Annotated in this window: 11 protein-coding genes; 8 read left to right on the forward strand and 3 right to left on the reverse strand. The window is 42.6% G+C overall.

All coding sequences use genetic code 11. The features are described from left to right. Positions 1-544: 544 nt before the first annotated feature. The 3 genes from IQ230_RS08095 (at position 545) to IQ230_RS08105 (ending at position 3,657) form a co-directional block, all read left to right on the forward strand. On the forward strand, positions 545-919 hold the full coding sequence (locus IQ230_RS08095) for a hypothetical protein (RefSeq protein WP_193931517.1): 375 nt from the start codon (positions 545-547) through the stop codon (positions 917-919). 296 nt (positions 920-1,215) lie between these two features. Then, positions 1,216-2,319 (forward strand): non-hydrolyzing UDP-N-acetylglucosamine 2-epimerase, encoded by a 1,104-nt coding sequence (gene wecB, locus IQ230_RS08100; protein WP_193931518.1) that lies wholly within the window; start codon positions 1,216-1,218, stop codon positions 2,317-2,319. Positions 2,320-2,448: 129 nt separating this feature from the next. Beyond that, complete coding sequence (locus tag IQ230_RS08105) at positions 2,449-3,657, forward strand: FIST signal transduction protein (protein WP_193931519.1); 1,209 nt, start codon at positions 2,449-2,451, stop codon at positions 3,655-3,657. A 75-nt stretch (positions 3,658-3,732) separates the two neighbouring features. On the opposite strand, the gene IQ230_RS08110 is transcribed toward IQ230_RS08105, so the two are convergent. Continuing rightward, complete coding sequence (locus IQ230_RS08110; RefSeq protein WP_193931520.1) at positions 3,733-4,833, reverse strand: metallophosphoesterase family protein; 1,101 nt, start codon at positions 4,831-4,833, stop codon at positions 3,733-3,735. Between the two features lie 174 nt (positions 4,834-5,007). Here IQ230_RS08110 and trmB point away from each other — a divergent pair, with 174 nt between their 5' ends. Continuing rightward, entirely contained in the window at positions 5,008-5,637 is a 630-nt protein-coding gene (trmB, locus tag IQ230_RS08115; protein WP_193931521.1) for a tRNA (guanosine(46)-N7)-methyltransferase TrmB, read from the forward strand. Here the strand turns inward: trmB and IQ230_RS08120 are convergent. Continuing rightward, positions 5,634-7,097 (reverse strand): dolichyl-phosphate-mannose--protein mannosyltransferase, encoded by a 1,464-nt coding sequence (locus IQ230_RS08120; RefSeq protein ID WP_193931522.1) that lies wholly within the window; start codon positions 7,095-7,097, stop codon positions 5,634-5,636. The genes trmB and IQ230_RS08120 overlap by 4 nt on opposite strands. Positions 7,098-7,434: 337 nt before the next feature. Here IQ230_RS08120 and IQ230_RS08125 point away from each other — a divergent pair, with 337 nt between their 5' ends. Genes IQ230_RS08125 through IQ230_RS08135 form a run of 3 tightly spaced genes read left to right on the forward strand, consistent with a single transcriptional unit; the run spans position 7,435 to position 10,944 of the window. Beyond that, positions 7,435-8,256, forward strand: coding sequence for an ABC transporter ATP-binding protein (locus IQ230_RS08125; protein ID WP_193931523.1), 822 nt, complete (start codon positions 7,435-7,437; stop codon positions 8,254-8,256). Further along, positions 8,214-10,466, forward strand: a complete 2,253-nt coding sequence (locus IQ230_RS08130) for an acylase (protein WP_322742332.1) — start codon at positions 8,214-8,216, stop codon at positions 10,464-10,466. Before IQ230_RS08125 ends, IQ230_RS08130 begins: the two co-directional genes overlap by 43 nt. A 58-nt stretch (positions 10,467-10,524) precedes the next feature. Beyond that, on the forward strand, positions 10,525-10,944 hold the full coding sequence (locus IQ230_RS08135; protein ID WP_193931524.1) for an acyl-CoA thioesterase: 420 nt from the start codon (positions 10,525-10,527) through the stop codon (positions 10,942-10,944). A 211-nt stretch (positions 10,945-11,155) separates the two neighbouring features. Here the strand turns inward: IQ230_RS08135 and fabG are convergent, their stop codons facing one another. Continuing rightward, complete coding sequence (gene fabG / locus IQ230_RS08140) at positions 11,156-11,920, reverse strand: 3-oxoacyl-[acyl-carrier-protein] reductase (protein ID WP_193931525.1); 765 nt, start codon at positions 11,918-11,920, stop codon at positions 11,156-11,158. A 253-nt stretch (positions 11,921-12,173) separates the two neighbouring features. Between fabG and trxA the strand changes: the two genes are divergently transcribed. Then, on the forward strand, positions 12,174-12,491 hold the full coding sequence (trxA, locus tag IQ230_RS08145; RefSeq protein ID WP_099699474.1) for a thioredoxin: 318 nt from the start codon (positions 12,174-12,176) through the stop codon (positions 12,489-12,491). The last annotated feature ends 10 nt before the right edge of the window (positions 12,492-12,501 follow it).

Raw genomic sequence — 12,501 nt, forward strand, 5'->3', positions numbered from 1 at the left:
GTACTCTTATACATTTGTTCTAACGCAACTTGTTAATTTTTTATCGAGTTGCGATCGCAATGACATTCTTATAAATAAAGAATTGATGAATCTCTATTACAGCGGAGGCATCAATACCCTCAGCAGAGCACTGTTTTTCAGAACTAATTTACTCAAATCTGAACTAAAAGAATTATGAGAAAAAATGCATTTATTTATAAGAAATGTTAAGCCTTGATTGTAGCCCTCAATAAATTATTGTGTGAATAGCGCAACTTTTGCAGAAATATATTAAGTAATATAGGTTGGGATCGCGAAAGAGCAAGTCTTGTGGCTTTTATACCTATTGATAGATGCCAATGTAATCACCAATGATAAACAGCTAAAACGCAACAACTTTAATTGAGTATTCATAAATACAATTGCTCCACTGTAAAGTTTAATAACTAAAAGATCATTTTAACCATTGGTTTCTATATACTAAATTTCAATAGATAAGCTAGCTAAAACTAGTTAACAAGAATTTTACTTAATTCACTTTTTTATTCTCTGTGGAGGAGAAATCATGGCTCTAGCTCAAAGCTCCAGTCTAAAAAAGACTTATTATTTCTTTATGCTCAAAAGTTTTTTAATCTGGACTTTTACACTGGCAGTTTGCTTATTAGTCGTAGGGTTTCCCCTTGTTGTTTTGATGGCAACATTTGGTTCGCTACTATCAATTGTGCTGCAATCAGTGATACCAGTTAGTGCAGTTTTATTAGTCGTTGGTAGCATCATTACCATCAATGTATTAGCAGTAGTGTTTGGTGCTGGCATACTAACACTCAAAGGCATTCATCCAAAAGAAGTTAGCTGGCTAAACTGGCTACACGGCGAGGCAGACACCCTACACACTTCAGTTTACGCGGCTTGTCCATTAACTTGTGAACTGAAGCAATAAGGAGCGCTGGGATAGCGGATATTTGCAAAGTAGTTTTATAGTATCTATCCGCAATGACAGTGGATCTGCCCGGTAAAAGCCGGGTTTTTTCATGCCAAGAATTGTAATAGCTTTCTGATTAACTATTACAGGAACTCAGAGTCATTGCTAAGTGCTAACTTCTAACCTTCTAACACTGCCCTCTGAACCCTGCCATATTACCCAACCTTATCCAAAATCGTGTCAGGATACAGAAGATAGGAGAACATATATCAGGAGAAAGTTTTTCTCTAACTCCAGTCATAAGTCCTGAGCACATGGCAAAGCAAGTCTGCATTATTTTAGGTACGCGGCCGGAAGCAATTAAAATGGCTCCGGTGATTCAAGTCTTTAGGCGATCGCCCCTCTTTGACACGCAGGTAATTTTAACAGGTCAACATATTGAGATGGTGGCACAAGTCATGCAGTTATTTGACTTGGAAGCGAACCAAAATTTAGAAATTATGCAGCCAAAGCAAACTCTCACGGATATTACATGTCGCAGCTTACAGGGATTAGAAAGCTTGTTTAAGCAACTCCAACCTCAGTTAGTTTTAGTTCAAGGAGATACGACAACTGCTTTTGCTGCTGCATTAGCAGCGTTTTATCAAAAAATTCCTGTAGGTCATGTAGAAGCAGGATTGCGGACAGATGATGTTTTGAACCCTTATCCAGAAGAAGCCAATCGTCGTTTAATATCACAGCTGACACAATTGCATTTTGCCCCTACAAAGCTTGCTGTGCAAAATTTGCAACGTTCAGGGGTATTAGGGAAAATTCATCAAACAGGTAATACTGTGATCGATGCTTTGCTATCAGTTGCTCAGCGTCAACCTGCGTGTGATGTCCCTGGTTTAGAGTGGAAAAAATACCGTGTTTTGTTGGCAACAGTGCATCGACGCGAAAATTGGGGAGAACCCCTCCTCCAGATTGCTGAAGGATTTTTACAAATCTTAGATCAGTTTCCAGATACAGCTTTGCTTTTACCCCTGCATCGCAATCCAATTGTGAGAGAACCGTTGCAAGCGGCGTTAAGTCACCACTCTCGCATATTTTTAACAGAACCATTGGATTATGCGGAATTGGTTGGTGCAATTGGGCGATCGCACTTACTACTCACTGATTCAGGTGGATTGCAAGAAGAGGCACCTTCTTTAGGAAAACCAGTATTAGTATTGCGCGAAACAACCGAAAGACCAGAAGCGATCGCTTCTGGTACTGCTAAACTAGTCGGAACTGACCCAGAACAAATTTTTACTGCAGCCAGCGTACTATTAAGTAACGCAGAAGCTTATCAAGCTATGGCAACCGCAATCAACCCTTTCGGTGACGGTCATGCAGCCCAACGAATCTTACAAATCGTAACAGACTATTTTGTATAGAGGTGAAGGGTTGTCTGGTGCTGGAAGCCTAGGAGTTAGCTAAATTAACTTCAGTTAGATGCTTTTAGTCCCTATTAACACCGAAAATAGAAAAGACCTCAGCCTAGAAGAGGAGTGATGGTATAACATATGGCAGACTTCATGCAGTGGGCAAACGCCGTATCAACTCGTGCTTCATTAGAAGCAGCTGTTGCAGAAGTTGTAGAAAAAGCTTCTACACTGTTACAGTTACCAGCAGATCTTGGATTAATTTTTATTTCTGCTGCCTTTACTAGTGAGTATTCCCGCCTGCTTCCTTTATTACAAGAAAAGCTACCCGACGTTAAAGTTCTGATTGGTTGTGGTGGCGGTGGTATTATTGGGATGAACCAGCAAAGATCTGTGCAGGAATTTGAGGGTGTACCAGCACTAAGCCTGACTTTGGCACACTTACCAGGCGTCGCAATCAAACCTTTTCACGTTGTAGCTGAGCAATTTCCCGATCTTGATAGTCCTCCCACAGCCTGGGTTGATCTTTTAGGTGTCTCGCCTGCTGAGCAACCCCAGTTTATTTTGCTAGCTGATCCTTTTTCTTCAGGAGTTAGTGATTTACTGCAAGGTATCGATTATGCTTACCCTGGTTCGATTACAGTAGGCGGATTAGCAAGTGGTAGTCAAATGCCTGGTCGAATTGGCTTGTTGTGCAATGACACTTTACATCGTTCAGGAACAGTAGGTGTTGCATTAAGTGGCAATATTGTCCTAGATACAATTGTGGCACAAGGATGCCGACCAATTGGCGAACCTTACCGTGTTAGCGCCTCCGAACGCAACATTTTACTTGCTTTAGAAGAACAACCCCCCTTAGAAGTTTTGCGCGATCTCATTTCGAGTTTAAATGATTCTGATCGGCAATTAGCTGAACATTCTTTGTTTATCGGTGTTGTGCGCGACGAATTTAAGCAGAATTTAGAGCAAGGAGACTTTTTAATCCGGAATTTATTAGGAGTCGATCCGAAAGTTGGGGCGATCGCTGTCGCTGATTTAATTCGCCCAGGACAACGAATTCAGTTCCACTTGCGCGATGCCGAAACTTCTGCTGATGATTTGGAATGGTTGCTACAACGATACATCCAAACTCATCCTGATTTATCACCTGCTGGGGCGTTAATGTTTTCTTGTTTGGGACGAGGAGAAATGCTCTACGGGAAACCTAACTTTGATTCTCAGCTATTTAGCAGCTACATACCAAATGTATCAATGGGGGGTTTTTTCTGTAATGGAGAAATTGGTCCTGTGGGTGGTAGTACTTTTCTACATGGCTACACATCAGTGTTTGCGATCTGTCGCCAACCGTGATGGCAAGTTTGATTAATCACTAATAATTAAAGTAGTGACTAGTAACTAGCCACTAGCAACTATTTTTCTGTAGCTTCACAGTTTTAGAGTTGTGTTGTTATCAATTAGTAATGGTTTGCCATTTGGTGCGATCGCACCAAATTTAGCAAAATAGCGTTGTGCAGACACCGGAAAGTCAGGAAATTCAAATAAAGCGTCTCCAGCCGCAATATCTGCCCAGAAATAGCGCAAATGAGGAGCAAGTTTTGCTGCTTCAATTTGCGGTAAGTTCAAAGGCGGTTGAGTCAACAGGTGAAGCATGAAAGGAAAACTGCGATCGCCAAGCCACTGACGTGACATTTGTTGCAGTTGTGGAACATCAGGAACTGCTTCTACGCAATGCGTCTCAATTTTTAACCAATTTTGTCCTGAGTCATCTTGGTGAAACTGAATGATGCGGTAAGGATGAGGATAACTGACAAGCGAACCTGTCGTAATTTCATAAATATTTTGCCACTGCGCGACATCTTGAACGTGTAAATGTCCTGTAAAGACTAACTGTACGCCAAAATTTTGGAGGAGTTGTAATAACTCTGGCGCATTTTCTATCATATACCGCTGACCGAGTTGATGTTGTGATTGATGCGGTATGTGTTCGATCGCATTATGATGCACCATAACAAACACAACATCTTCTGCGGCTTGCTCAAGAACCTGATGCAACCACTTGAGTTGATTATTATCCAATCGCCCGACAAGTTTTCCTTGTGCATTGAAATAATTGGAATTCAAGCTGATAAGTCTTAACCCAGGTAGCACTTGCTGAGTATAGTAAAGCTCTTGTGCAGTCTCATAACCGAACTTGCGATAATATTGAGGAAAGTCAATTGCGGCGATTGATTGTTTACCTGGAATTTTCGTCTCAAAATCATGATTGCCAGGAATCACATATACCGGAAAAGGTAACTGCGCTAAACGTTGTTGTAACCAAGTATGATTGTCTGGTTCTCCGTCTTGAGTAAGATCGCCAGGAAGTAATAAAAAATCAAGTTGCTGTTGTTCTAAATGCTCAAAGACAATTTCCAACGCGGGAATACTCACTTCCACCATGTGAAATCGACTAGGATGATGCCAGACGGTGTGAGGCAGGGCAATGTGTAAGTCGCTAACTACGGCAAAGCGAAAATTTAAAGTCATGACTAGAGAGTACTTAGCTATTAGCGATCTTCAATTAGCTAATTGTAAAACGGTTTTTAGCCCCGCATAGCAAAGTTATCCGTTATTCGTAAATCACGACAAAGCAAATCATTCGATAAACTGACTGAGAGAGGCTTTCATCGATCTAAAATTCAGTTTTCAGGAGGGCAAACATTGACACTCCGAGTACGTCAACACGTCAATCCATTATCGCAGAAGTATCAAACACCGGTTCATCCTTTAGATTGGGAGAAAATCTATCGTAATTTTACTCAGCCCCTACACCTAGATATTGGCTGCGGTAAAGGGAAATTTTTACTTGAGATGGCACCACAGCAGCCTAACTGGAATTTCTTAGGATTAGAAATTCGCGAACCGCTTGTTCAAGAAGCTAATTCTTGGCGCGATCAACTAGCACTACCAAATTTACATTACTTGTTTTGTAATGCAAATAATTCTCTAGCACCGCTTTTGAGTAATTTGCCTGCCAACACGTTACAGCGAGTTACAATTCAATTTCCCGATCCTTGGTTTAAACATCGCCATGCCAAACGGCGAGTCGTGCAACCAGAATTAGTAGCAGAATTGGCGACACATCTAGCATCTGGTGGTATTGTTTTTCTGCAATCGGATATTGAAGCAGTTGCCAGAGAAATGTGCGATCGCTTTACGGCACATCCTGTTTTTCATCGCCAAGGAACGCAGTGGTTAGCCGAAAATCCTTTACCAATTCAGACTGAAAGGGAAAAATCAACGCGATCGCGAGAACAACCTGTGTATCGGGCGGTGTTTATGCGCAGTTAAATCCACGTAGGGGATAACATCCGTAATCGATAACTTTCTGGAGTTAATGGTAAACCAAGATAAATTGGCATCCAAAAGACAAAGGCTGCCAAGATGAGGAAAATAATTGTCACGGCAACTGCCCGCAATAATAAAGAGTAACTTTGTATCCAGCGAGCGACTAGCCAGGCGATCGCAAGTCCTGCAAACACTGAAGCGCCCATGTAGTGATAAATAAATGTACAGCGCGTTACTCTTACCCAGGGTAATAGATTGGCTAACCAGTTTATAACTAAGTACAAGGCAATCCAAGTATCTGTAGGTGATGTGCGTTCAGGCAAGCGCTTGGTACGAGTTACCAGCTTGATAACAAAGCGTCTTATGAGTCTCCACAGCAGAGTGACAATTCCTACTGTTGACAGCCACCATAAGATAGGATTTCCGATGGCATGAACATCATAAATCACGCGAGCATAGCTAGCGGGAAGTGGTGGTCCCACAATTGATATTGGTGCTGTTATAGACTGAGCTATGTAGTAGAAATAGGCTACAGGTCTTACCATGAACAGCCAACTGAGCCAAGAAGAACAGTAAGGATGGACATCACTACCGCTACCAATGTTCTGATGGTAAGACAGAATTTTCTGCTGTACTTCCCAGAAGTTAGGAGATGGATTCAATTGTAGGTGCGGAATCCACTGAATGCTGTAAAAAGCAACTGGAACAATGCCTAAATAAAAGACAACGTGCCAAAGCTTAATTTGCCTAAGATTGACTAAAGACGAAGAAACTCGAATAAAGTGACTTTGATAATTACTGTAGCGTTTGGGAAATAGCCAACTCAGCCACCCAGCTATCCATACAGTATAAGCTCCCAATAAAAACCATAAGCCATTCCACTTTACTGATACAGTTGCCCCAAAAGCAATTCCAGCGAGTGCTAGCCATACATGGCGTCGTTTCTTATGCTCTAATGCCAGTAAAAAGCATAAGTGTCCTAATAGGCCAAAAATTACTAAATAAACGTTGTTGAGTGCATAGCGCGACTCGACTAAAAACAAGCCATCAGCCGCCGCAAATAATGCTGCTATCAATGCATAGGTACGGTTGTAACTGATTTGGTAAGCAATTCCAGCAATGACTAAGGGAATAAAAGTCCCAGTGAGCGCATTTAACCAGCGATAACTCCACGTAGAGCGTAAAGAACCCGTGAGGCTATTTACAGTATCCTGTCCAACGGGAAGATGACTGCCAATCCACATTCCTACAGCAATAATATATTTGCTTAAAGGTGGGTGTCCGTCAAAAAATTGAGTACGAGTTAGGTAGTTATTGGCAAAAATAGCGTAGTAAACTTCATCAAATACTAAGGTATTAAACCGACTCAGTTGCCAAAACCGCAGACCCAGAGAGACCAGAAATACTGCTAACATTCCTAGCCAAAACCACAGGGGCTGGAGAGATTTTTTTGCAAAGGACATAGAACTAACGCTCTTTAGCTCACAGCATTCTTGATATTTTGCCTGAAGGTGTTACTTATCATACTGAAGATTTGAGAATTTAAGAGAGTTGCTAATCGTAAAACGCGATCGCTCCTCAAAAACTTGATAATCACTCGCAATAAGTATAAAGTAATCTTTAGTGTTACTCCTCGCACACAATAGCGACACGGAGAATCAAACATAAACTCTGTGTCGTTTTTGCATTGATTTCTAAGGATTTCTTGGAAGTTGAATGTGTAGTGACATTGTGAAGAATTAACCGCAAGATTGGTGACTTGTACTCCGACAACGCTTTATTGGTGTTCAATTGCAAAAGATGACTTTGAAAGCTTCCTCGCCAAATCGACTATCAACTCAGCGTCTCACGCTTGCTTACGATAAAGCAGCAATCATCAAAAACTTAGATTTGGCAATTCCGAAAGGGAAAATAACCGCCTTAGTGGGTGCTAATGGCTGTGGTAAATCAACTCTATTGCGAGGGTTGGCAAGATTACTCAAACCGCGATCGGGGGCTGTGTTCCTTGATGCAAAAGATGTCTTTAAGTTATCGACTAAACAAGTTGCAAAGCAATTAGGCATACTCTCACAATCACCAGTTGCCCCAGAAGGTTTAACAGTAAAGGATTTAGTTGCTTGCGGACGATATCCATATCAAAGCTGGTTGCAGCAGTGGTCGCTAGAAGATGAGCGGTTGGTAGAGTTAGCATTAGCAACGACAGCAATGACAGAGTTTGCTGAACGCGAACTTGATACACTATCTGGTGGACAACGACAACGTGCTTGGATTGCAATGGCACTGGCACAGGATACGGATATTTTACTATTAGATGAACCGACAACTTTTTTGGACTTGGCACATCAAATTGAAGTGTTGGATTTATTGCAGGAGTTGAATCACCTGCAAGGTAGAACTTTGGTAATGGTGTTGCACGATCTGAATCAAGCTTGTCGCTATGCAGATTATTTGGTGGCGCTGAAACAGGGAGGGATTTATGCGCATGGAACTCCTCAAGAGGTGATGACAGAAGAGGTGGTGCGTGAGGTGTTTGGGTTGGATTCTCGGATTATTGCTGATCCGGTTGCGGGAACACCGATGTGTATTCCTTTGAGTCGGAAGGTAAGAAGTGCGATCGCTTAGACGAACCACAACAGAGGAGCCACTTCCGTGCGGAGGTTTCCTCCGTTGAGGAGGGAGTGCGTTGCGGGGGTCTCCCCCGTTGTAGCAACTCCCGTGAAAGTGGCGTGCACAGAGGGCGCAGAGAAAAGATGCAAGGGAGGTTTTGGCGATTTGGATTGGTGGTTTTAGGGCTGATTGTTGTGTTGCTGGTTGGGGGGTATGGTAGGGCGATTTTGCCGACAGTGACGGAGATTCTTTGGGATACGTATGGTGTTCCTCATGTGTTTGCTAAGGATGCGCGTGGTGCGTTTCAAGCTTTTGGGTGGGCGCAGATGCAGAGTCATGGGGATTTACTGCTACGGCTTTATGGACAAGCGCGGGGACGTGCGGCGGAGTATTGGGGGGAGAATTATTTAGATTCGGATCGCTGGGTGTTGACGATGGGTGTGCCCAACAGGGCGCGTCGTTGGTATCAGTTACAAAGTCCGGCTTTTCAAAGTTATCTTGAGGCGTTTGCGGCGGGAATTAATGCGTATGCGCAGGAACATGGCAACTTGATTGATGATGAAGTTGAAGTCGTGTTACCAGTTAATCCGGAAGATGTATTAGCGCATTTGCAGCGGGTGCTGTACTTTACGTTTGTTGTGAATCCGGCGCAAGTTGCAGGAGTGGAGGAAAAATACTCAGCGGGATCTAATGCTTGGGCAATCGCACCTTCTCACTCGGCGAATGGTCATGCTATGTTACTCGCAAATCCGCATTTGTTGTGGTCGGATCGATTTTTGTGGTATGAAGCACAGTTGCAAGCTCCTGGCGTTGATGTTTATGGGGCAACGCTTGTCGGGTTTCCTGGGCTAGCGATCGCATTCAATAATAATTTGGGGTGGACATATACTGTCAATACTCACGATGGCTGGGATGCCTATGAATTGCAACTTCAAGATGATGGGTATCTTTTTGATGGCAAGGTACGGGCGTTTGAGACGGAAAACCTAACGCTACGGGTGAAGCAGCAAGATGGAAGTGCGCGATCGCAATCTCTACTAGTACGACGTTCAGTTCATGGATCTGTCATATCACAACAAGATGGCAAAGTGTTAGCATTGCGAGTTGTCGGACTCGATCAACCTGGTGTATTAGAACAATGGTGGGATATGGCGCGGGCTAAAAACTTGACTCAGTTTGAAGCCGCGTTGCAACGCTTGCAACTACCCATGTTTACTGTAATGTATGCTGACCGTGAAGGTCACATTATGCATTTGTTTAACGGGCAAGTTCCTATTCGACAAGCAGGAGACTATCAATATTGGTCGGGTATCATTCCTGGTGAGACTTCAAAAACATTGTGGACAAAATATCATGCTTACCAAGATTTACCACGGGTAGTCGATCCGGCAAGTGGATGGTTACAGAATGCTAACGATCCACCGTGGACAACGACATTTCCCCAGGTGCTAGATCCGACAAAATTTCCCGCATACATGGCACCGCAATTCATGCACTTTCGAGCACAGCGATCCGCACGTATGCTAGATGAAGATCGGCAAATCTCGTTTGAAAAGATGATGCAATATAAGCACTCAACACGCATGGAATTGAGCGATCGCCTAATCGCTGATTTAATTTCGGCAGCACGGGAATATGGTAATGAATTAGTGCGTCAGGCAGCGGATGTTCTGGAATCTTGGGATCGTCAAACTGAAGCTGATAGTAAAGGTGCGGTGTTATTTGCAGCATGGACAAATGAAGTCAAATTTCCTGAAGTGTTTGCAACTCCTTGGCATGCTGATTCTCCACGAACTACACCGAATGGACTAGCAAATCCTCAAAGTGCCGTCAAAGCGTTAGAAACGGCTGCTAGTAAAGTAAAACAAGCGTATGGTACATTGAATGTCCGCTGGGGAGATGTTTTTCAGTTACAGTATGGCAACCAGAAATTGCCTGGTAATGGTGGATTTGACGCCTTAGGTGTGTTTCGCACAGTTTGGTTTGCACCCCAAAAAGACGGCAGTTTTACATCGATTGGTGGCGATTCATATGTAGCAGCGATTGAATTTTCAAATCCGATTCGGGCAATGACAATCAACAGTTACGGTAATTCAACGCAACCTCATTCGCAGCATAACGGAGATCAGTTATCGTTATTTGCACAAAAGCAATTGCGTCCAGTGTGGCGATCGCGCAGAGAAATTCAAGCGCATTTAGAGGAACACAAAGTATTTAAAAAGTGAATTAGTTGTTACTGTTCTCAACATGAAACATTTAATTTTTGTTAATTGAGAGTAAACTATGCAGAAAATTTCCTTTGATTTAGATATTTACTCTTACCAAATTGACTTCATTGGACACGTCAACAATGCTGTTTATATTCACTGGATGGAGATAGGACGGACTAAGCTGCTTGAAGCGGTAGGAATGCCAACTCATGAAATTTTCAAGCAAGGATTTGCACCAGTTTTAGTGCAAACCAATATTACCTATAAATCACCGTTGTATTTAGGCGATCGCGTTCAAATAGAACTTTGGTTGTCTGAGTTGCGCAATGCTTCTGCTACTATGCAATTTCGTTTCTATAATAGTCAACAAATACTTGCGGCTGAGGGCGTTCAAAAAGGCTTATTTGTTGATAAACAAACTATGCGTCCACGGCGGCTTTCTCTAGAAGAAAGAGCTTGGTTTATCCCATATTTAGCCTTATGTACCTTGTAGTCTGTGGTAAAGGTTATAAGTTAACCCTTCCTACTATTATTCACCGCAAAACTAAACTACATCAGCACTAACAGCTATTAGTTGCTCTACAGTAGTCTAATCCAATTAAATAATTAAGAGATTTGGAGAAAGCATCTTGCCTGTCCACAACAAGATAACAGCTTTAGATAGTCCGCAGAAATTGCTACTCTCTTGTAAGTTAACGCTCCACTTACGCCATTACCATACCACCATCGACATTAAACACTTGTCCTGTAATGTAAGCAGCAGCAGGATCGCTAGCAAGAAAGCGCACCATACCAGCGACTTCTTCAGGTTGACCGTAGCGACCTAGGGGAATAAACTTAAGAATCTCTTCCGTATTACTGAGATTATCTGTCATATCGGTAGCAATAAATCCAGGCGCAACAGCATTCGCTGTGATTCCCCGTGGGGCAAATTCTTTGGCAACGGTTTTTGTAAATCCAATAACTCCAGCTTTAGCAGCACTGTAGTTTGCTTGTCCTGGATTTCCCATTTGACCAGCAACTGAGGTAATACTAATTATCCGCCCACTGCGTTGTTTGAGCATAATTTTACTAACAGCACGGGTACACAGAAAAACACCTGTGAGGTTAAGGTCAATAACTGCTTGCCATTCTTCTGGCTTCATTCGCAATAACAGCGTATCGCGAGTAATTCCTGCATTGTTGACAAGTACGTCAATACGATTCCATTTTTCCATGACAGCGTTAATCAGCGCTTCGACTTGATCGGCTTTGGATACGTCAGCTTGCAGCGCGATGGCACTTCCTCCTCCTGCGGCGATCTCTGCAACAACTTGTTCGGCTGCAGTGCTAGAACTTGCATAGTTAACAACAATATTTGCACCTTCACTCGCTAAACTAAGGGCGATCGCTTTGCCAATTCCTCGTGAAGCACCAGTCACAATTGCTACTTTGTCACGTAATTTTTGCAAATCTGGTAATGCTTCCATAAAAACACCTCTACAACTATCTTGCTCAAGCATTGTAAGTCGATTTGTGCCCTGAACCTATAGGGGAGGAGTGAGGAGTGAGGGATGAGGGGTGAGTTTTGAATCCTCAAGAGTTTTGAATTACACTTTCTTAAACTCAACACTCAAAACTGAGAACTCATAACTCCCTGATCTCTGATCTCTAGAAATAGGTGCGATCGCTGTCGGAAAAAATTAGGATGGAGATGCAATTCTAAAAAATAACCACTGTTCTATGGCAACTAAGCAACAGTTCAAAAACTTTGAAGAATTATTAGCTCAATCGAATGTTCCGGTACTAGTTGATTTTTATGCAGACTGGTGTGGTCCTTGTCAGATGATGGCAGCAATTTTAGAGCGAGTCAATGCTCAGTTCCAGCAACAACTGCGCGTTGTTAAAATTGATACAGAAAAATATCCTGAAATCGCTAGTCAGCATCAAGTTCAAGCATTACCAACATTAGTACTTTTTAAACACGGTCAACCTGTAGAACGTATTGAGGGGGTTATGCCAGCAGATGCTTTGATCCAAAAGCTACAGACGTTGCTGTAATTTATTGATC

Source organism: Gloeocapsopsis crepidinum LEGE 06123 (assembly GCF_015207655.1).
Classification (GTDB): domain Bacteria; phylum Cyanobacteriota; class Cyanobacteriia; order Cyanobacteriales; family Chroococcidiopsidaceae; genus Gloeocapsopsis; species Gloeocapsopsis crepidinum.